This is a genomic window from Streptomyces sp. NPDC059895 (assembly GCF_042731035.1).
In the GTDB taxonomy this organism is placed as follows: domain Bacteria; phylum Actinomycetota; class Actinomycetes; order Streptomycetales; family Streptomycetaceae; genus Streptomyces.
The window spans coordinates 1-19,954 of sequence record NZ_JBHWKO010000067.1; the positions used below are offsets into that span (position 1 = coordinate 1).

The window sequence follows — 19,954 nt, forward strand, 5'->3', positions numbered from 1 at the left end:
GGTGGACCACCGACCCACTACGCAAGCCTCGCACCAGCCGACTCGAGCGCCTCAGCCACCAACTCGCCCGCTGACGAATTCAGCAACAGAGTCCGGTGTCAGGGGTGGGGAGGGGTGGCCAGGGCGACGATGTCGCGGTTCTCCAGCACGTGCCGGGGGTGCCCCTGCCGGGCCAGGTGCAGAGCCGCCTGCCCGATCTGTGCGGTGTCGGTCATGGCGGCGTCCGTGAGCCGGCGGATCAGGGGGGCGAGGGGCGTGATGGCGGCGGTGCCCCACCGGTAGGAGCGGGTCTTGGACCGTTGTTGGTGGGCCGGCAGGACGAAGGCGGGTCGCAGGGCGTAGCCGTGGGGGAAGGCGTTGATGATCGCGTTTTCGGTGCGGCCTTTGACGCGGGCCCAGCGGCTGCGGCCTTGCTCGGTGCTGTCGGTGCCGGCGCCGGAGAGATAGGCGAAGGTCAGGTCGGGGTTGAGTTCGGCCAAGGTGCGGGCGGCGGCCATCGTGTAGTCGTAGGTGACGCGTTCGTAGTCGTGTGGGCTCATGCCGACGGCTGAGACGCCCAGGCCCCAGAAGCAGGCGTCGACGCCGTCGAGGTCCGTGCGGATCGCGGAGAGGTCGAGGAAGTCGTCGTGCACCACATGGCGCTGTTTGGGGTGCGGGGTGCCCATCGGCGACCGGCCGACGGTGATCACGTCGGTGACGTCCGGGGCGCGCAGGCTCTCCTGGACGAATCCGTCGCCGATCAGCCCGCTTCCGCCGAAGATCACTACCTTCATGCTGCCTGTCTCCTTGCTGGGATGCCGGGGGAGCCGCGGTTCGGGCTCCCCCGGGGGACGGGGTCCGGGCAGGGCCGGTCAGTCGAGGTCGGCGAGGTCGAGGACGAAGCGGTAGCGGACGTCGTTGGCCTCCAGGCGGTCGAGGGCCTCCTTCACGCGGGCGGAGGGGAGGATCTCGACGTCGGGCTCGATGCCGTGCTCGGCGGCGAAGGCGAGCATCTCGGCGGTGGCGGGCAGGCCGCCGGTGGCCGAGGAGGACAGGCGCTTGCGGCCGATGAGCAGCAGCAGGTTGTTGACCGAGATCTCCCAGGAGACACCGAGCAGGCTGAGCTCGCCGTCGAGGTCGAGCATCAGGATCTCGGGGTCGAGGTCGTGGGTGGCGGCAATGGTGTCGATGATGAGGTCGAAACTCCCATACGCCTGCTTGACCTGCTCCTCGTCGGTGGTGAGCACGAAGCCGGTGGCGCCGAGCGCGCGGGCGTCCTTCTCCTTGTCGGGGGTACGGCTCAGGACGGTGACCTCGGCGCCGAGGGCTGCGGCGAACTTCACCGCGAGGTGGCCCAGGCCGCCGAGGCCGGCGACAGCGACGCGGCTGCCGGGGCCGACGTTCGCCTTGCGCAGGGGGGACCAGACGGTGATGCCGGCGCACATCAGCGGCGCGGCCTTGGCCGGGTCGAGTCCTTCGGGGAGCGGCAGGGCGTACTTCTCATTGATGACGTACTCGCGGCTGTAGCCGCCCTGCTGCGGGCGGCCGTCGACGCGGTCGGGGCCGCCGTAGGTGGGCGACCAGCCGTTCGTGCAGTAGATCTCCTCACCCGCGAGGCAGTTCTTGCAGGTGCCGCACGAGTCCACCACCGTGCCCACGGCGACCCGGTCGCCGATCGTGAAGCGGGTGGCGGCGGAGCCCAGCTCGGTGACGGTGGCGATGAACTCGTGGCCGGGCACGGTGTCGGGCATGGCGTGGACCGCGTGCAGGTCGGAGTGGCAGACGCCGCAGTAGTCGACCCGGACCGCGATGTCGCTCGCACGCAGGTCGCGACGCTCCAGCGGGACCCGCTTCAGGTCGGTGGTGCCGTCCGTGATCTTCCATCCGGTGGTGGTGCGCATGATTCTCCTTCGCAGGTGCAGTCCGAAACCCGCGGTGACGCGGTTGACGCCGCCGAAAGGACGGCACCGTAAGTTACTGCCGGTCTCTTAACGCTTTCCACGTTAACGGACCACCGGTATCTATGCAAAGTACCGGTGGTTTGTAATATGTGGGGGTGACCTTCCAACGTGCCCGCACCGACGAACAGCGAGACCAGCGGCGGCGGCAGATCCTCGACACCGCCGCCGCGATGCTCGCCGAGATGCCGGTCAGCAAGGTGAGCCTGAACGAACTGAGCCGCCGTACCGGCCTGGCCAAGGCCAACGTGCTGCGCTACTTCGAATCGCGCGAGGCCATCCTGCTCCAGCTCCTGGACGCCGAGCTGACGCAGTGGATCACCGCCCTGGAAGACTCCCTCGCGCCCGCCGAGGGCACCCCGCGTGCACGTGGAGACCGTCTCGCACAGGCTCTGGCCGAGTCCGCCACCGGGCGGCCCGTGCTCTGCGACCTGATCAGCGCCCAGGCAGGCGTACTCGAACACAACGTCTCCACCGACGTCGCCGTCTGGCACAAGCACGCCACCCTGCGCCACTTCCAGTCACTGGTGCACCTGATCCGCCGACACCTGCCCGAACTCGGCACCCAGGACGCCTTCCGGTTCGTCGGCCTGCTCACCTTGACCGTCGCCGCCGCCTGGCCGTACCACCAGCCCCCCAAAGCACTGCTGGACGCCTACACCGCAGAGCCCACTCTGGCCGGCTTGCAGGCCGACTTCACCGACGTCGTGCGTCAGTCCACCGAGATCACCCTTTCCGGGCTCCTCGCCCGCGCCGAGGATGCCCCCCTCGGCCCCGGCCCTCTCGACGCCCGCCCCGCGCAGGCGTAACCCACGGCGAAGACCGCATCCCGGGCCTGCCCTCGATCCAGCCACCGGAAGCGGATCGGGCCCTCCGCCGCGCCGCCTCCATCTCTGCCTGTCGGCAAAGGAACGTTTGACGACAGGGAGCCGACGCGTCCAATGAACCCGTGCAACCCGGGGGTTCACGGCGGCGCGAATCCAATCAGATCCGATAGTGATTGCTGACAGGGTTTGACGACAGATAGGGTCCGATCCTCCATACGGAAGGGGCCCCTCGGTGGCGAACCTGGTCTACAAGCGGGTCTCGACCGACCAGCAGTCCACCGCCCGGCAGGACCTCGTCCTGGACGAGGCCGGGATCGAGGACCCGGTCGTCTTCGAGGAGGACCCGGGCACCTCCAGCCGCCTCCACCCCCTCCAGCGTCCGAAGTTCGGCGAGCTGCTGACGTACGCGCGGCCGGGCGACACCGTGCACATCTCCGAGATGTTCCGCCTCGTGCGCGGCAACCAGCACATCCTCGACGTACTCGACGTCCTTCACCGCGACCGCCTCGCCCTGCGCATCCACGACGGCGCGTTCTCCGCCATGGACCTCACCGCCCGCCACCCGCGCACCGGCGAGCTGCTGTCCACCGTGAAGTTCATGGTGCAGACCCTCGCCGCCGCCGGCGAACTCCAACGCGACCTCCAGCGCGAGCTGACCTACGACGGACTGCGCGCCGCCGAGGCCAAGGGCAGCAAGGGCGGGCGCCGCCCCGCCGTCGCGGCCACGACGGCCGCCGACGTGCGAACCGCGTACCTGGAAGGCCGCTCCATCGCCGCCCTCGCCCGCGACCACGACGTCAGCCGCGGCGCGATCCGCACCGCCGTCGCCGACCTCCTGCCCGAACACACCGCCAGCGAGGAGGACACGCCCGCCCCGGAGCTACCGGTCACCCTCGACATGCCGGGCAAGGTCGCCGACTACCTCCGCACCACCGAGCTGGAGCCCGCCGAGCGCGCCGCGCTCGACCAGGGGGTGGCCGTACGGCGCGGCCAGGGCTACACCCTGCGCGTGACCGCCGTCCCTGCGGTGCACCACCAGCTCCTCGCCCGCTGTCAGCCGCTCGACGGCGCCCAGGGCGTCCCAGCGGTCCCGGCACAGCGCAAGGCCCGCCGCGAGTACGAGAACCGGGTCAGCGCCCTCACACCCTGACCATGATCGTTCTCAGCGCCAACCGCTGTACCGATGTTCCCCGAGGCCGGACCAGATCCTCTACGTCGACACCGACCCGCGGTGGGCCGACACCGCCGACTTCGTGGAGCACTACGGGCGGGAACTGCTGGAGCGGTCGGCGAACTGCGTGGTCGTCGCGGGGCGGCGCGGCGGCGAGACCACGCTCGCCGCGTGCGTCGTGCTCTCCACCACCCGGGTCGACGTCAACGGCGTCGTACGCCGTCAACTCGGCGCCCGCAAGGCCTCCTTCGCGTCGATGGACACTGCCACCGGGGAGACCGGCATGGAGTACGGCGGCATCACCCCCGTCGGACTGCCCGAGACCTGGCCGGTACTGGTGGACTCGGCCGTCGTCGACCTGCCCTACGTCCTGGTGGGCAGCGGACGCCGGCGCGGGAAGCTGCTCGTGCCGGGCAAGGCGTTCGCCGGCCTGCCGGGCGCGGTGGTGCTGGACGGTCTCGGCACGGCCTGACCTCAGGCCGTGCCGTGATGGGCGAGGACCCGGTGCGGGTCGTCCTCGCCCGGCACCGGCGCGGGATCCGCGTGCACCAGCGCCGCCGTCAGCCGCGGCACGGCGTGCAGCAGGGCGTGTTCGGCGTCCACGGCGATCGCGTGCGCCGCGCGGACCGTCGCCTCGCCGTCCACGACGACCGCCACCTCGGCGCGCAGCCGGTGCCCGATCCAGCGCAGCCTCAGCTCGCCCACCCCGCGCACGCCCGCGACCTCCCGCAGCGCCCGCTCGGCCCGGTCCACGAGCACCGGGTCGACGGCGTCCATCACCCGCCGGAACACCTCCCGCGCGGCGTCCCGCAGCACCAGCACGATCGCCGCCGTGATCGCCAGCCCCACCGCGGGGTCGGCCGCTCGCCACCCCAGCGCGGACCCGCCGGCGCCCAGCAGTACGGCCAGGGACGTGAAGCCGTCGGTGCGCGCGTGCAGCCCGTCCGCGACCAGCGCCGCCGAGCCGATGGCGCGGCCGACGCGGATCCGGTAGCGGGCCACCCACTCGTTGCCCGCGAAGCCGACGAGCGCGGCCACCGCCACGGCGGGCAGGTGCTCCACGGGCCGCGGGTCCAGCAGTCGGTCGACGGCCGCCCACCCGGCGAAGGCCGCCGACGCGGCGATCGTCACCACGATCGCCAGTCCCGCCAGGTCCTCCGCCCGCCCGTAGCCGTAGGTGAAGCGGCGGGTGGCGGCCCGCCGTCCCAGCACGAACGCGATCCCGAGCGGTACGGCGGTCAGCGCGTCCGCCGCGTTGTGCACGGTGTCGCCGAGCAGCGCCACCGAGCCGGAGGCCACCACCACGACCGCCTGCGCCGCCGCTGTCACGCCGAGGACCGCCAGCGAGATCCACAGCGCGCGCATGCCCCGGGCCGAGGACTCCAGGGCACGGTCCAGCTTGTCGGCGGTCTCGTGGGAGTGGGGGGTGAGGAGGTGGGCGAGGCGGTGGGCGAGGCGGTGGCGCGGGCGCGGGCGCGGACCTGGGCGGGGGTGGTGGTGAGGGTGCCGGTGCCGGTCGCCGTGGTGGTGCATGGGCCCGTGGCTTTCGTGAGGGTGACCGTGGTGGGCCTCTCGGCCGTCGTGGCCGTCGTGAGCGTCGTGACTGTGGTGGCCGTCGTGACCGTCGTTCTCATGGCCGTCGTGGTGGTCGTGACCGTGGTGGTCGTGCCGGTGCCGCTCGCTCACGTCGATCCCCTTCCGGTGCGCCGCGGTGGACGTGCGCCCGCCCACCACGCCATTATGTGCGTGTGAGCGCACACATGCACCTGTCACCTGCGCACCATGCGCACCCGCGCAGTCCGGGCGAGGAGCAGTTCGCCCTCGCCGCCGAGCTGCTCGCCCTGCTCGGCGACCGTACGCGCCTGACCCTGCTGCACGCCCTGACCTCGGGCGAGGCGGACGTGACGACACTGACGGAGGTGTGCGGGGCGGCCCGTCCGGCGGTGAGCCAGCATCTGGCACGGCTCCGGCTGGCGGGGCTCGTCAGCACCCGCAAGGAGGGCCGCCGGGTGATCTACTCCCTGCGCGACGGCCATCTGCGCCGCCTGGTCGACGAAGCGCTGAACGTGGCCGACCACCGGCTCGGCGACCAGCCGGTGCACGACTAGGACGTGCCGTCCGCCCCCCTCACGGCTCAGTACCGCTCCGCCGTCCCCAGGTACTGCTCCGCGAACGCCGTCGCGGCGGCGGGCGAGGTGAACAGGCGGCGCAGCCGGGCGCGCGTGGTGCCCGCGCGGAACGGATCCCCCCGTGCCGGTGCCGTGGTACTACACCTCGGACAGCCACTGCGAGGGCGGGGGAGTCGGAGGGGGGAGGGGCGGTGGTCATCCGCACATTACGGGTGCCCCTAGACGGACGTCAGGGGGCCGGAGTGGTCCACCGGTTCAGCCCAGGCGGGGGATCTCGATCGCCGGGCAGCGGTCCATCACCATGTCCAGCCCCGCGGCCCGCGTGCGGTCGTGGGCGGCCTCGTCGACCACGCCGAGCTGGAACCACACGGCCTTGGCGCCCTTGGCGACCGCCTCGTCCGCGACGGCCCCGGCGAGGTCACTGTTGACGAAGACGTCGACGACGTCCACCTCGAACGGGATGTCCGCGAGCGAGGCGTACCCCCGCTCCCCGTGGACCGTCTCCGCCTCGGGGTGGACCGGCACGATCCGCTTGCCGAAGCGCTGGAGCACCGCGGCGACGCCGTACGCCGCCCGCCGGGAGTTGGTCGACAGGCCCACCACCGCCCAGGTGTCGCCGAGTTCGGTGAGGATCCTGCGGATCGTTGCCTCGTCGCCGTGCACGGGCGGCCTCCTTGACGGACGGGGACGTGTGGTCACCGGATCAACACCTTACGGGCGGCCCTGATTCCGTGCCGTCGGACTGCGAACCGCCCTCCGCCCGCCTACGCTCGCCCCGTGCTGCGCATCATCGACGCCCGAACCGGCGAGTCCGTCGCCGCCGCCCCCGCCCGCCGGGGCCTGACCCGCGTCCAGGTCCACGCGCCCGGGCACGGCCCCGACGCGCTCCGGGTCCTCCTGGTCGCCGACCTCCTCGTCCGTGCCCTGGAGCTCGGTGGCACTCCCGTCCTGGCCCTGCTCACCGGCGGCGGGGACCAGCGGGAACTGCGGACGGCCGGCACGGCCCTCGGCATCCGGCCCTTCGAGGAGGGGCGGGACCCCGCGGCCGGGACCGGCGCGGCGGCCCGGGCCCTGCACGTGGTCGCGGAGGACGGCGAGACGCCCGACGGCGTCCGGATCGCCGTGGCACCCGTCCGGCCCGCCCCCGCCGACGTGCTGCCGCCGGATCTGCTCGGGCCGTCCGGCGACGGGCTGTCCGGCGACGGCCCCTCCCGGGAGGAGCCGTCCGCCGTCGGGCCGCCTGGTGACGGGCTGTCCGGCGTCGGTCCCTCCCGGGACGAGCCGCCCTCCGTCGGCCCGCCCGGCCACGAGCCGTCCGCCGTCGGACCGCCCGGCCACGAGCCGCCCTCCGTCGGCCCGTCCGGTTCCGCTCGGCCGGGGACCGACCCCGCCGCCGTGCGTCTCGCCCTGCTGTCGCATCACCACCGCCGGCCCGCCCCGCTCGACGCCGACGCGCTGCGCGCCGCCCACGACACCCTCGCGCGCTGGCGGCGCGCCGTAGCCGACTGGGCGCGACAGCCCTCACGGCCCGTCCCCGACGAGGTGCGCGGACGGCTCCGTGCCGCCTGGGAGGACGACCTGGACGTGCCGGAGGTGCTGCGCGTGCTGCGGTCGGTGGAACAGGCCGGGACGGACCTCCCGCCCGGCGCCCGCTTCGAGACGTACGCCTACGCCGACCGTCTCCTCGGCCTCGATCTCACCCGGGACCTGGGAGCCCCGGCGTGAACGCCGGTATCGGCGGGGGTGCCGGCCCCGGGGCCGCCGCCGGGCCGCCGCGGCGGCTGGTGGTGCTGCGGCACGCCAAGTCGGCGTGGCCGGAGGGCGTCGCCGACCACGAACGGCCGCTGGGCGCGCGTGGTCGCCGGGACGCGCCCGCCGCGGGGCGGGCGCTCGCGCAGGGCGGCTGGGTCCCCGACCTCGCGCTGTGCTCCACCGCGGTGCGCGCCCGGCTGACCTGGGAGCTGGCCGGCGCCGAGTGGGGCAGCCGGCCGCCCGTCCGGTACGAGCCCCGGCTGTACGCGGCCGGCCGGCACGAACTGCTGGCGGTCGTCCGGGAGACGCCCGCCGACGTCGGGACGCTGCTGCTGGTCGGGCACAACCCCGGCCTCCAGGAGCTGGTCCTCGCCCTGGCCGGGGACGGGCCCGGCGACACCCTGGAGCAGGTGCGGGTGAAGTTCCCCACGTCGGCGATCGCCGTGCTGGACTGGTCCGGGCCCGGCTGGGCGGACCTGGCTCCGGGCGGGGCCCGGCTGACGGCGACGGCCGTGCCCAGAGGAACCCGCTGAACGGGGCCGCGGCCCGCTCGGCCCGCTCGGCCCGCGCTCCGGACGCTCGGGCGACGGCGGTCCACGCGCCACCGCATAGGCTGGCCGGATGCAGGACGAGTACCGCACGGTCGCCCACGCGGGCGTGCACGAGACCGAGGTCAACCGCTCCCGCTTCCTGTGCGCCCTCGCACCGGCGGCCACCGAGCGGGAGGCCCAGGACTTCGTCGCGGCCGTCCGCAAGGAGCACGCCGACGCCACCCACAACTGCTGGGCCTACGTCATCGGCGCCGACGCCGCCGTCCAGCGGGCCAGTGACGACGGCGAACCCGGCGGCACCGCGGGCGTGCCGATGCTCCAGATGCTGCTGCGCCGTGACATGCGGTACGTCGTGGCGGTCGTCACCCGCTACTACGGCGGCGTGAAGCTCGGCGCCGGCGGGCTGATCCGCGCCTACGGCGGCGCGGTCGGCGAGGCCCTCGACGCCCTCGGCACGATCACCCGCCGCCGCTTCCGCCTGGCCACGGTGACGGTCGACCACCAGCGGGCCGGCAAGGTGCAGAACGACCTGCGCGCCACCGGCCGCGCGGTGCGGGACGTGCGCTACGGGGAGTCGGTCGTGATCGAGATCGGGCTGCCGGACGCCGACGTGGACGCCGTCCGCGCGTGGCTCGCGGACGTCACGGCGGGCACGGCCGGCTTCGAGGTGGGCGGGGAGGCGTACGGGGACGCGTGAGACGGCGGTCACTCCGCCCCGTCGGGCGAAATATCCGTTAAGTCCGTTAGTGGCGCTCGGTGTGACGGTGCGATACGCGCGTGACCGGCCGTGATGTCGGACCCGGCCGTTAGTCTCGGGCACCATGAGGCTCCTGCACACTTCCGACTGGCATCTCGGCCGGGCGTTCCACCGGGTGAACATGCTCGGCGCCCAGGCCGAGTTCGTCGCCCACCTCGTCGCCACCGTGCGGGAGCACGAGGTGGACGCGGTGGTCGTCTCGGGAGACGTGTACGACCGGGCGGTGCCGCCGCTCGCCGCCGTGGAGCTGTTCGACGACGCCCTGCACCGGCTCGCCGGGCTGGGCGTGCCGACCGTCATGATCTCCGGCAACCACGACTCCGCGCGGCGCCTCGGCGTGGGCGCCGGACTGATCGGGCGCGCGGGCGTCCACCTGCGCACCGACCCCGCGGCGGCCGGGACACCGGTGGTGCTCACCGACGCGCACGGCGACGTCGCCTTCTACGGGCTGCCCTACCTGGAGCCGGCCCTGGTGAAGGAGGAGTTCGGCGTGGAGAGGGCGGGCCACGAGACGGTGCTCGCCGCCGCCATGGACCGGGTCCGCGCCGACCTCGCCGGCCGCGCGCGCGGAACGCGCTCCGTCGTCCTCGCCCACGCCTTCGTCACCGGCGGCGAACCCAGCGACAGCGAGCGGGACATCACCGTAGGCGGCGTCGCGTCCGTGCCCGCCGGCGTCTTCGACGGCGTCGACTACGTGGCGCTCGGGCATCTGCACGGCTGCCAGACCATCACCGAGCGCGTGCGCTACTCCGGCTCCCCGCTGCCGTACTCCTTCTCCGAAGCAGGGCACCGCAAGACGATGTGGCTCGTCGACCTCGGAGCCGACGGCTCGGTCGGCGCCGAGCGGATCGACTGCCCGGTGCCGCGCGCGCTGGCCCGCCTCAGGGGCCCGCTGGAGGAACTGCTCGCCGACCCCGCGCTGGCCCGGCACGAGGAGGCCTGGGTCGAGGCGACGCTGACCGACGCCGTCCGCCCGGCCGAACCCATGGCCCGGCTCACCGAGCGCTTCCCGCACACCCTCAGCCTCGTCTTCGCCCCCGAACGCGCACCGGACGACCCCGCCGTCTCGTACGCCCGGCGTCTGGCCGGCCGCAGCGACCAGCAGGTCGCCGAGGACTTCGTCGCCCATGTGCGCGGGGCGGGCCCGGACGAACACGAGCGGACCGTCCTGCGCGACGCCTTCGACGCCGTACGCGCCGACGACGCCGTCCGGGAGGTGGCCCGATGAGGCTGCACCGGCTCGGCCTGACCGCCTTCGGCCCCTTCGGCGGCTCCCAGAGCGTCGACTTCGACGAGCTGTCCGCCGCCGGCCTCTTCCTGCTGCACGGACCGACGGGCGCCGGCAAGACGTCCGTCCTGGACGCCGTGTGCTACGCGCTGTACGGCTCCGTCCCGGGCGCCCGGCAGAGCGCCCAGGGCCTGACCCTGCGCTCCGACCACGCCGCCCCCGGCACCCGCACCGAGGTCACCCTCGAACTCACCGTCGCCGGACGCCGGCTGGAGGTCACCCGCCGCCCCGCCTGGGAGCGCCCCAAGAGGCGCGGGACGGGCACGACGGTCGAGAAGGCCCAGAGCGAACTGCGCGAGTACGACGCCGTCGCCGGGACGTGGAAGGACCTCAGCCGCTCCCACCAGGAGATAGGCGAGGAGATCACCCAGCTGCTCGGCATGAGCCGCGAGCAGTTCTGCCAGGTCGTGCTGCTGCCCCAAGGGGACTTCGCCCGCTTCCTGCGGGCCGACGCCGAGGCGCGCGGCCGGCTGCTCGGACGCCTCTTCGACACGCAGCGGTTCGCCGAGGTCGAGAAGCGCCTGGCGGAGCGGCGGCGCACGGCGGAGGCACGCGTGCGTGAGGGCGACGCGGCCCTGCTGGCGGACGCGCACCGCATGCAGCAGGCCGCCGGTGACGCCATGGAACTGCCCGAGCTGGCCCCGGGCGAGCCGGGACTCGCCGAGGCCGTGCTGGCCGCCGCCGCCGTCGCCCGCGGCACCGCGCGGGAGCAGCTGACGGTCGCCGAGTGCCGCTGCCTCGCCGCCGGGTCCGCCGGCGCCGCCGCCGAGCGCGTCCTGTCCGACGTACGGGAACTGGCCCGGTTGCAGGGGCGGTTCGCGCAGGCCCGGGAGCGGGCCCGGCTGCTCCATGAGCGGGCCGGGGAGCACCGGGAGGCTCGGGAGCGGATGGAGCGGGCCCGCAAGGCGGAGGCGGTGGCGCCGGCGCTGGAGCTGCGGGACGCCGCCGAGGCCGAGCACCGCCGGGCGGCCGGCGCCGAGACCCGCGCGCGGGAGCTGCTGCCGGAGCGGTTCGCGGAGGCCGGCGCCGCCGGGCTCGCCGCCGCCGCTCGCCGCGCCGCGCGGGAACTGGGCGGCCTGGAGTCGGCCCGCCGCGGCGAGCGGCGCCTGGCCGACCTGCTCGCCGAGCGTGCCGACCTGGACCGGCAGGAGCGCGCCGACGAGGACGTGCTGGCGGAGACCGAGGGCTGGCTCGCGGACTGGGAGGCGACCCGCGCGTCGCTCCAGGCCCGCGTCGAGTCCGCCCAGGAGGCCGCCACCCGCGCCGAACAGCTCGCCGTGCAGCGCGAGCCCGCCCGGCGGCGGCTGACCGCGGCCCGGCTGCGCGACCGACTGGCCCGCGACACGGAGGACGCCCAGCGGCGGGCCCTCGCCCGCGGAGAGCGGGCGCTCGCGGCCCGTACGCACTGGCTCGACCTCAAGGAGCAGCGGCTCAACGGCATCGCCGCCGAACTGGCCGCCACCCTGAGGGAGGGCGAGCCCTGCGCCGTCTGCGGCGCCACCGACCACCCCGCGCCCGCCCGCAAGGTCGCCGGACACGTCGACCGGGAGACCGAGGAACAGGCCCTCGCCGCCCACCAGCGGGCCGAGCGGGAGCGGGTGGACGCCGAACGCGACCTCGGTCTCGCCCGGGAGGCGCTCGCCGCCGCCACCGCCGAGGCGGGCGACACCCCGACCGACCGGCTCGCCGCCGAGGCCGACGAGCTGGAGCGCGGCCACGCCCAGGCCCGCCGGGACGCCTCCGCGCTGCATCCCGCCCGCGAGGAACTGCGCCGGGCCGAGCAGGAACACGAGCTGCGCACGGCCGCCCTGCGGGACGCCGCCGTGCGCGCCGCCTCGCGGGTGGGCCACCGGGAGCGGCTGGAGCGGGAACGGACGGCGCTGGAGGAGGAACTGGCCGAGGCGCGCGGCACCGCGGAGAGCGTGGCCGCGCGGGCCGCGCAACTGGAGCGGCAGGCCGCCCGGCTCACCGACGCCGCCGACGCCGCCCGCGCCGCCGAGGAGAGCGCCGAACGCCTCAAGGCCGCCGACGGACGCCTCGACGAGGCCGCCTTCCGGGCCGGCTTCGACACCCCGCGGGCCGCCGCCGACGCCCTCCTCGACGCGACCGCCCACCGCGAGCTGCAACGGCGCCTGGACACCTGGCAGGCCGAGGAGGCGGCCGTACGGGCCGTGCTCGCCGAGCCGGAGACCGCGGCCGCCGCCCAGCGGCCGGCCGCCGACGTCGCCACGGCGGAACAGGCCGCCGCCGAGGCCGCCGAACGGCTGCGCCGGGCCGCCTCCGCCGAGGACGCGGCCGCCCGCCGCTGCGCCGAACTCGACCGCCTGTCCGCGCGTGCGGCCGACGGCGTGCGCCGGCTCGCCCCCCTGCGCGCGGAGTACGACCGCGTGGCCCGCCTGGCCGGCCTCACCGCCGGCACCTCGGCGGACAACGAGCGCAGGATGCGCCTGGAGTCGTACGTCCTGGCCGCCCGGCTGGAACAGGTGGCCGCCGCCGCGACCGCGCGCCTGCACCGCATGTCCTCCGGGCGCTACACCCTCGTCCACTCCGACGACCGGAGCGGGCGCGGCCGCAGCGGGCTCGGACTGCACGTCGTCGACGCCTGGACCGGGCGGGAGCGGGACACGTCCACGCTGTCGGGCGGCGAGACCTTCTTCGCCTCGCTGGCGCTCGCCCTGGGCCTCGCCGACGTCGTCACCGACGAGGCGGGCGGGGTCCGGCTGGACACGCTCTTCATCGACGAGGGGTTCGGCAGCCTCGACGACCAGACCCTGGACGAGGTCCTCGACGTGCTGGACTCCCTGCGCGAGCGCGACCGCAGCGTCGGCATCGTCAGCCACGTGGCCGACCTGCGGCGGCGGATCCACGCGCAGCTGGAGGTCGTCAAGGGCAGAGCCGGGTCGGTGGTGCGCCAGCGCGCCGACGCGTGACGCCCGTGCCCCGGGACACGGGTGTACTGGGACACTGGCGATGGGCGCACCGGGAAACGGGCGTACGGGCGCACCGGGACACGGGTGCACGGGTGCACGGGTGCACGGGGATACGGGTGCTCGGGCGCCCGGGCGCACGGGTGTCTCAGTGGCCGAGCGGGCGCCGGGGGAGCGGGGAGGAGTAGACGACGCTGGTGGTCACCGACCCCAGCGTGCCGATCCGGCCCGACACCTCCTCCAGGTGCCGCATCGAGCGGGCGGCGACCTTGATGACGAAGCAGTCGTCGCCGGTGACGTGGTGCGCCTCCAGGATCTCCGGCGTGACGGCCACCAGGTCGTGGAACGGCTTGTAGTTGCCGGTGGGGTAGCGCAGCCGGACGAACGCCAGGATCGGCAGCCCCAGCCGCTCGGGGTCCACGACGGCCGCGTAGCCCTGGATGACGCCCGCCTCCTCCAGGCGCCGCACCCGCTCGGTGACGGCGCTCGCCGACATCGACACGGCACGCGCCAGGTCGGCGAAACTGGCCCGGCCCTCGCGCTGGAGGACCTCGAGGATGCGCCAGTCGGTGGCGTCCGGGGAATACACGGTCATGGCCGAGGAATAGCAGGGAAATCCCTGGCCGGGCAAGGTCGGGGCCGGGGAACGCCCCTTCAGCGCGGGGATCGGCGGCCGTAGATTTCCGGTCATCGGGAACAGTCAGCACCACCGCGAAAGGCCCTGTCATGACCCCCAGCGCCACCACCGCCGTCACCCCCGCCAACCCCGTCCTGCGCGTGGCTCCCGCGGCCCCGGCCGAGGCCGCCTCCTACTTCCGGGCGAGCCTGGCCTTCCACGCGGACGTCTCCGACGTGGCCGCAGCGCTCGCGGCCGGCGGCGACCCCGGCTTCGTGGTCCTGGACTCCCGCTCCACCGAGTCCTGGGACCAGGGGCACATCCCCGGCGCGGTCCACCTGCCCACCGCGCTCATCCCCGAGCAGGCCGGACAACTCCTCGACCGGGACGTCCCTGTCGTGACGTACTGCTGGGGCCCCGGCTGCAACGGCGCTACCCGTGCCGCCCTCGCCCTCGCCGAACTCGGCTACCGCGTCAAGGAGATGCTCGGCGGCTTCGAGTACTGGGTGCGCGAGGGCTTCGAGTTCGAGACCTGGGAGGGCCGGGAGCGGCGCGACGCCGATGCGCTGACCGCGCCGGTGGACGCAGAGGACTGCGGCTGCTGAGGCCGCGCGGAGAGAGGGGCCCTGCGCGGCCCGGCCCTGCGCGGCCCGGCCCCACGGGGCCCCGCAGGGCCGGGCCCCCTCTCCGCGCGCCGTCGGTCACAGCCGCGCCAGCTCGTCCACCAGGTCGTCCAGCCCCAGCGACCCCTGCGACAGGGCCGCCATGTGCCAGGACTTCAGGTCGAAGGCGTCGCCGTGCCGCTCGCGGGCCCTCTCCCGCCCCAGCAGCCAGGCCCGTTCGCCGAGCTTGTAGCCGATGGCCTGGCCGGGGATGCTCAGGTAGCGGGTCAGTTCGCTCGCCACGAAGTCCTTCGGACGGCTGCTGTGCGCGCCGAAGAACTCCTCGGCGAGCTCCGGCGTCCAGCGGTCACCGGGGTGGAAGGGCGAGTCCGCCGGGATCTCCAGCTCCAGGTGCATGCCGATGTCGACGATGACCCGCACCGCGCGCATCATCTGCGCGTCCAGGTAGCCGAGCCGCTGCTCCGCGTCCGTGAGGAAGCCGAGCTCGTCCATCAGCCGCTCCGCGTACAGCGCCCAGCCCTCGGCGTTGGCGCTCACCATGCCGACCGTGGCCTGGTAGCGGGAGAGGTCCTCGGCCACGTGGACCCACTGCGCGAGCTGGAGGTGATGGCCGGGGACGCCCTCGTGGTACCACGTGGAGACGAGGTCGTAGACGGGGAAGCGGGTCAGGCCCATCGTCGGCAGCCAGGTGCGGCCCGGGCGGGAGAAGTCCTCCGACGGGGACGTGTAGTAGGGGGCCGCCGCGCTGCCGGGCGGTGCGATGCGCGACTCCACCTTCCGCACCCGCTCGGCGAGTTCGAAGTGGGTGCCGTCCAGCGCGTCGATCGCCTGGTCCATCAGGCCCTGCAGCCAGTCGCGGACCTCGTCGACACCCTCGATGTGCTTGCCGTGCTCGTCGAGGTGCGCGAGCGCCGTCCACGGCGTCTCGGCGCCCGGCAGGACCTTCTCCGCCTCCCGCCGCATCTCGGCGAGGATGCGGTGGTACTCGGACCAGCCGTACGCGTACGCCTCGTCGAGGTCGAGGTCGGTGCCGTTGAAGTAGCGGGACCAGCGCGCGTAGCGTTCGCGGCCCACGGTGTTCGGCACGTCCTCCACGGTCGGCGCGTACACATCGCGCATCCAGTCCCGCAGGGCGACGACCGCCGCGGTGGCCGCCCGGGCCGCCTCGTCCAGCTCCGTGCGCAGCGCCTCGGGCCCGTCGGCGGCGAAGTCCTCGAACCAGCCGCGGCCCGAGCCGTCCGGGTCCGCCCACTCGGTGAGCTGGCCGATGAACGTGGCGGTCGGCCGCGGAGCCGCGTACAGCTTGCGCTCCAGGCCGAGCGCCAGGGACTCGCGGTAGCCGGCCAGCGCCGCCGGCACCGCGCGCAGCCGCTCGGCGATCGCCGCCCAGTCCTCGTCGGTCTGCGTCGGCGTCACGGTGAACACCTCGCGCACGTGGTGCGCCGGGGTGGCCATGTTGCCGACCGAGCGCAGGCCCTCCTCGGCGTCGTGCACGGCGAGTTCGGCGGTGAGCCGCTCGCGCAGCAGCCGTCCGCAGCGGCGCTCGACGTCATGGTCCGCGCCGGGCCGCCGTTCCGCCTCGTCGAGCCGGGCCAGGGTGTCCCGGGCGAGCCGGGCGAGGGACTCCTGGCCCGCGGGTGAGAAGTCGGGCAGACGGCTGGAGCTCTCCTTCACGCCGAGATAGGTACCGGTGACCGGGTCGAGGGCGATGAGCTCGTCGACGTAGGCGTCGGCGACCTCGCGGGGCAGCGGGGTGTTGGTCTGCGACATGCGCACCATCCTCGTACGAGGGGAGGCGCGCGTCACGGCGTTTACGCCGACGCGGCGGGCGGCAGCAGGGGCCCGCAGTCCCACTGCTGGAAGATCAGCCGCGTCTCCACCCGGGCCACCTCCCGGCGGGCCGTGAACTCGTCGAGGACCAGCCGTTGCAGGTCGGCCATGTCGGCGACCGCCACGTGCACGAGGTAGTCGTCGGGCCCGGTGAGGTGGAAGACGGTCAACGCCTCCGGCAGCGCCCGGATCCGCTCCACGAACGGCCCCACCAGTTCCCTGCGGTGCGGCCTGACCTGCACCGACAGCAGCGCCTGCAGACCGCGGCCCAACTTGGCCGGATCGAGCCGCAGCCGATGGCCGAGGATCAGCCCCGACCGGCGCAGCCGCGTCACCCGGTCCAGACAGGTCGACGGCGCGAGACCCACCTGCGCCGCGAGGTCCCGGTAGGTGGTCCGGGCGTCGTTCTGCAGCAGCCGCAGCAGCTGGAGATCCACCGGGTCCAGTACGACGGAATCGGCCATACGCCGAACGTAACACGGCCGTCAGCCACCGCAGTCCGGGCGTTGTTCACCCTGCGGTCCATGGACTCAGCCTCAGCGAGCACCCGCGCGTACGACGGCGCGCGCCGATCCGCACCGGGAGCGCCCCGAGCGCCCCGCGCCCTGGCCACCGAGGCCGTGCACGCCGGCCGGGACGACCTGGCCCGCCAGGGCCTGCACGCCCCGCCGATCGACCTGTCCACCACCTATCCCTCGTACGACAGCCGGGCCGAGGCCGCCCGCGTCGACGCGTTCGCCGCGACCGGGGCCGAGCCGGCCGGCCCGCCCGTCTACGGACGGCTCGGCAACCCGACGGTGGCCCGCTTCGAGACCGCGCTGGCCCGGCTGGAGGGCACCGGGAGCGCGGTCGCCTTCGCCAGCGGGATGGCCGCGCTGAGCGCGGTCCTGCTGGCGCGCGCCTCGACGGGCCCGCGGCACGTCGTGGCCGTCCGCCCCCTCTACGGGTGCAGCGACCACCTGCTGACCGCCGGACTGCTCGGTTCGGAGGTCACCTGGACCGACCCGGCCGGCATCGCGGACGCGCTGCGCCCCGACACCGGCCTGGTGCTGGTGGAGTCGCCGGCCAACCCGACTCTCGCCGAGGCCGACCTGCGGGCCGTCGCGCACGCCTGCGGATCCGTGCCGCTGCTCGTCGACAACACCTTCGCCACGCCCGTGCTCCAGCGTCCGGCGGAACAGGGCGCGCGGCTGGTGCTGCACAGCGCCACCAAGTACCTGGGCGGCCACGGCGACGTCCTGGCGGGTGTCGTCGCCTGTGACGAGGAGTTCGCCGGACAGCTACGGAAGATACGTTTCGCCACCGGTGGGGTGCTGCATCCCCTGGCCGGTTACCTGCTGCTGCGGGGCCTGTCGACGCTCCCGGTGCGGGTACGGGCCGCCTCCGCGACCGCCGCCGAACTGGCCCGCCGGCTGGCCGCCGACCCGCGTGTCGCCCGCGTCCACTACCCGCGGATCGGCGGCGCCATGATCGCCTTCGAGGTCCACGGCGACCCGCACGAGGTGATCGCGGGCGTCCGTCTGATCATCCCGGCCGTGAGCCTCGGCAGCGTCGACACGCTCATCCAGCACCCGGCGTCCATCAGCCACCGCATCGTGGACGCGCGGGAACGGCGCGGCGCCGGCGTGAGCGACCGGCTGCTGCGGCTGTCGGTGGGGCTGGAGGACGTCGAGGACCTCTGGGCGGACCTGGAGGAGGCGCTGAACGGCTCCGTCGCCGGGTGAACGGCTCACACCCCACCAGCGCCACGGGAACAACGGCTCACACCCCACCAGCGCCACGGGAACAACGGCTCACACCCCACCAGCGCTCCGGGATCAACGGCTCGCACCCCACCAGCGCCCCGGGATCAACGGCTCGCACCCCACCAGCGCCCCGGAAACAACGGCGCATGCCCGCCCGCCCCGGGATCAACGGCGCATGCCCGCCCGCCCCGGGATCAACGGCGCATGCCCGCCCGCCCCGGGAAAACGGCCGTCCGTCACCCTCGCCCCGCCGACCGGCTCACCCCCGCGCCCGCCCCTCGACGCGCGACGGCCCGGCGCCGGGGGGCGCCGGGCCGTCCGTGGGTCCAAGGGGTCAGTCGCGGGCGGCCCGCTCCCCGGACCCCTCCAGCGACAGCTCCGCAGCGCTGCCGGCCGGCGGGTTCAGCCGGGCGGTGATGACGAGGGTGCCCTCCTCGATCTGGTAGTCGAGGGGCAGGCCGAGGCCGCGCATGGCGGCGACCATGCCGGTGTTGGAGGACTGCGTCACCGCGTAGACGCTCTCGCAGCCCGCCTCGACGGCCATCTCCACCAGCCGGCTGAGCAGTTCGCCGCCGATGCCGCGCCGCTGCCACTGGTCCTCGACGAGCAGCGCCACCTCCGTCTCGTCGCCGTCCCACAGGAGGTGGCCGAGGCCGACGACGTGCCCGGACGGGGTCTGCACCGCGAGGGTGCGGCCGAAGCGGGGGCTGAGCAGGTGGTTGAGGTAGCGGTCGGCGTCGCCTACCGGTCCGTGGTAGCGCATGCCGAGCGTGCGCGCCGAGCAGCGCTCGTGCATCGCCTTCGCCGCCTCCAGGTCACCGATGTCCGCCCGGCGCACGGTGATGTCGTTGCCCTCGGGCAGCGTCAGCACGTCGTGTCCGCGCGGGACCCTCGGGCCCAGGCGGGCGTCCAGTTCCACCAGCGCCCGCGCCCGCGCGAACTCGGTGGGGGTGAACGGCAGGTACGGCCGCTCCACGGTGATCACTCCGCCTTCCGGCGCCCGCAGGCGCATCACGGTGTCCTCCAGGACCCCTTCCACGGGCACGCCGTCCGGCCGCCGCCCAGCGCCGCGCGCCGAGGCGGGCAGCGAACGGATCGTGCACCGGCCCAGCAACTGCCTCAGCGCGAGCGGGAGTTCCGCCGCGTCCAGGGCCGTGCGGGTGGCGAGGCCCAGCACCCTCGTCGGGGCGTCCACGAGGTCGTGGGCGTCGGCCCGCTCGATCCAGGTGTCCGCACCGCCCGCCCGTGCCACGGCCCGGGTGATGTCGGCGCCCGCGAGCGTGCCGGGGGCGCGCAGCAGGAACTCGTCGACGGTGTCCTCGCCCAGCGGGTGCGTCTGCAGGCTGAGGATGTCCACCCGGTGCTCGGCCAGCGCCGCGCACAACGCGGCCAGCGACCCCGGCTCGTCTTTCACCGTCGTCCGCATCCGCCACAGGGCGCTCTCCCCGGCGGCCCGGCCGGGGAGAGCGGACGGCCGCCCGGCCTGACCCTCGGTGGAGGGCGGCCGGGCATCGGTATCACCCGTGGGAGGTGCGTGACCGTGGCGGCGTGTCCACCAGATGTGGAAGCCCGCCGTGGCGATCAGCGCGGCGGCGGAGAGGACCAGCAGTCCGGGGCCGTCGGGGCCGTGCCCCACGAGGTTCGCGACCACGTCGGCCACCGCGACCGCGGTGAAGAGCGCGGCGAGCTCGACCGCGTCCCGCCGCCAGTGGTGCACCGGGCGCCCGTGTTTGTGGCGCGTCACATCAGACATGTCTCGACTCATGCAGCCACTGTGAAGGAGCGGTGTTGCGTGATCACG

Annotated in this window: 19 protein-coding genes and 2 pseudogenes; 12 read left to right on the top strand and 9 right to left on the bottom strand. The window is 74.6% G+C overall.

The window, feature by feature from the left end:
- Nucleotides 1-98: 98 nt before the first annotated feature.
- A complete protein-coding gene (locus ACFV9M_RS38610) occupies nt 99-773 on the bottom strand; it encodes an epimerase (RefSeq protein WP_385076566.1) in 675 nt (224 codons plus the stop codon).
- 78 nt (nt 774-851) lie between these two features.
- Nucleotides 852-1,880: an NAD(P)-dependent alcohol dehydrogenase gene (locus ACFV9M_RS38615; RefSeq protein WP_385076569.1), complete on the bottom strand. Its 1,029-nt coding sequence runs from the start codon at nt 1,878-1,880 to the stop codon at nt 852-854.
- 155 nt (nt 1,881-2,035) lie between these two features.
- Between ACFV9M_RS38615 and ACFV9M_RS38620 the strand changes: the two genes are divergently transcribed.
- The 3 genes and pseudogenes from ACFV9M_RS38620 to ACFV9M_RS38630 form a co-directional block, all read left to right on the top strand.
- Nucleotides 2,036-2,746, top strand: coding sequence for a TetR/AcrR family transcriptional regulator (locus ACFV9M_RS38620; protein ID WP_385076572.1), 711 nt, complete (start codon nt 2,036-2,038; stop codon nt 2,744-2,746).
- A 250-nt stretch (nt 2,747-2,996) separates the two neighbouring features.
- Nucleotides 2,997-3,914 carry a recombinase family protein gene (locus ACFV9M_RS38625; RefSeq protein ID WP_385076575.1) on the top strand — a complete coding sequence of 306 codons (918 nt, stop codon included), beginning with the start codon at nt 2,997-2,999 and terminating at the stop codon, nt 3,912-3,914.
- A gap of 49 nt (nt 3,915-3,963) precedes the next feature.
- A pseudogene (locus ACFV9M_RS38630) lies at nt 3,964-4,407 on the top strand (YbaK/EbsC family protein); the annotation flags it as partial.
- Between the two features lie 2 nt (nt 4,408-4,409).
- Here ACFV9M_RS38630 and ACFV9M_RS38635 read toward each other — a convergent pair.
- The gene (locus ACFV9M_RS38635) at nt 4,410-5,468 is read right to left on the bottom strand and encodes a cation diffusion facilitator family transporter (protein ID WP_385076578.1); all 1,059 of its coding nucleotides are present in this window, start codon (nt 5,466-5,468) and stop codon (nt 4,410-4,412) included.
- 6 nt (nt 5,469-5,474) lie between these two features.
- Between ACFV9M_RS38635 and ACFV9M_RS38640 the strand changes: the two genes are divergently transcribed.
- Complete coding sequence (locus tag ACFV9M_RS38640; RefSeq protein WP_385076581.1) at nt 5,475-5,687, top strand: hypothetical protein; 213 nt, start codon at nt 5,475-5,477, stop codon at nt 5,685-5,687.
- 8 nt (nt 5,688-5,695) lie between these two features.
- Nucleotides 5,696-6,043, top strand: coding sequence for an ArsR/SmtB family transcription factor (locus tag ACFV9M_RS38645; RefSeq protein ID WP_385076646.1), 348 nt, complete (start codon nt 5,696-5,698; stop codon nt 6,041-6,043).
- 26 nt (nt 6,044-6,069) lie between these two features.
- Here ACFV9M_RS38645 and ACFV9M_RS38650 read toward each other — a convergent pair.
- Nucleotides 6,070-6,226, bottom strand: a pseudogene (locus tag ACFV9M_RS38650) (4-hydroxybenzoate 3-monooxygenase); the annotation flags it as partial.
- 93 nt (nt 6,227-6,319) lie between these two features.
- Nucleotides 6,320-6,727 (bottom strand): CoA-binding protein, encoded by a 408-nt coding sequence (locus tag ACFV9M_RS38655; protein ID WP_385076584.1) that lies wholly within the window; start codon nt 6,725-6,727, stop codon nt 6,320-6,322.
- Nucleotides 6,728-6,841: 114 nt separating this feature from the next.
- On the opposite strand from ACFV9M_RS38655, the gene ACFV9M_RS38660 reads away from it, so the two are divergent.
- The 5 genes from ACFV9M_RS38660 (at nt 6,842) to ACFV9M_RS38680 (ending at nt 13,342) form a co-directional block, all read left to right on the top strand.
- Nucleotides 6,842-7,789 carry a hypothetical protein gene (locus tag ACFV9M_RS38660; RefSeq protein ID WP_385076587.1) on the top strand — a complete coding sequence of 316 codons (948 nt, stop codon included), beginning with the start codon at nt 6,842-6,844 and terminating at the stop codon, nt 7,787-7,789.
- Nucleotides 7,786-8,349, top strand: coding sequence for a SixA phosphatase family protein (locus ACFV9M_RS38665; RefSeq protein WP_385076590.1), 564 nt, complete (start codon nt 7,786-7,788; stop codon nt 8,347-8,349). The genes ACFV9M_RS38660 and ACFV9M_RS38665 overlap by 4 nt, the downstream gene beginning before the upstream one ends.
- Nucleotides 8,350-8,437: 88 nt before the next feature.
- Complete coding sequence (locus ACFV9M_RS38670) at nt 8,438-9,064, top strand: YigZ family protein (protein WP_385076593.1); 627 nt, start codon at nt 8,438-8,440, stop codon at nt 9,062-9,064.
- A 124-nt stretch (nt 9,065-9,188) separates the two neighbouring features.
- Entirely contained in the window at nt 9,189-10,352 is a 1,164-nt protein-coding gene (locus ACFV9M_RS38675; protein ID WP_385076596.1) for an exonuclease SbcCD subunit D, read from the top strand.
- Nucleotides 10,349-13,342: an AAA family ATPase gene (locus ACFV9M_RS38680; RefSeq protein ID WP_385076599.1), complete on the top strand. Its 2,994-nt coding sequence runs from the start codon at nt 10,349-10,351 to the stop codon at nt 13,340-13,342. Before ACFV9M_RS38675 ends, ACFV9M_RS38680 begins: the two co-directional genes overlap by 4 nt.
- Before the next feature lie 145 nt (nt 13,343-13,487).
- Here the strand turns inward: ACFV9M_RS38680 and ACFV9M_RS38685 are convergent, their stop codons facing one another.
- Complete coding sequence (locus tag ACFV9M_RS38685) at nt 13,488-13,934, bottom strand: Lrp/AsnC family transcriptional regulator (protein WP_385076602.1); 447 nt, start codon at nt 13,932-13,934, stop codon at nt 13,488-13,490.
- Nucleotides 13,935-14,065: 131 nt separating this feature from the next.
- Here ACFV9M_RS38685 and ACFV9M_RS38690 point away from each other — a divergent pair, with 131 nt between their 5' ends.
- On the top strand, nt 14,066-14,560 hold the full coding sequence (locus ACFV9M_RS38690; protein ID WP_385076605.1) for a rhodanese-like domain-containing protein: 495 nt from the start codon (nt 14,066-14,068) through the stop codon (nt 14,558-14,560).
- A gap of 96 nt (nt 14,561-14,656) precedes the next feature.
- Here the strand turns inward: ACFV9M_RS38690 and ACFV9M_RS38695 are convergent, their stop codons facing one another.
- Nucleotides 14,657-16,348, bottom strand: a complete 1,692-nt coding sequence (locus ACFV9M_RS38695; RefSeq protein ID WP_385076608.1) for a DUF885 domain-containing protein — start codon at nt 16,346-16,348, stop codon at nt 14,657-14,659.
- Between the two features lie 41 nt (nt 16,349-16,389).
- Nucleotides 16,390-16,872, bottom strand: a complete 483-nt coding sequence (locus ACFV9M_RS38700; RefSeq protein WP_385076611.1) for an Lrp/AsnC family transcriptional regulator — start codon at nt 16,870-16,872, stop codon at nt 16,390-16,392.
- Nucleotides 16,873-16,932: 60 nt separating this feature from the next.
- Between ACFV9M_RS38700 and ACFV9M_RS38705 the strand changes: the two genes are divergently transcribed.
- Nucleotides 16,933-18,132, top strand: coding sequence for a trans-sulfuration enzyme family protein (locus ACFV9M_RS38705; RefSeq protein WP_385076614.1), 1,200 nt, complete (start codon nt 16,933-16,935; stop codon nt 18,130-18,132).
- A gap of 355 nt (nt 18,133-18,487) precedes the next feature.
- Here ACFV9M_RS38705 and ACFV9M_RS38710 read toward each other — a convergent pair whose 3' ends face one another.
- A complete protein-coding gene (locus tag ACFV9M_RS38710; RefSeq protein ID WP_385076617.1) occupies nt 18,488-19,906 on the bottom strand; it encodes a GNAT family N-acetyltransferase in 1,419 nt (472 codons plus the stop codon).
- Nucleotides 19,907-19,954: the final 48 nt, after the last annotated feature.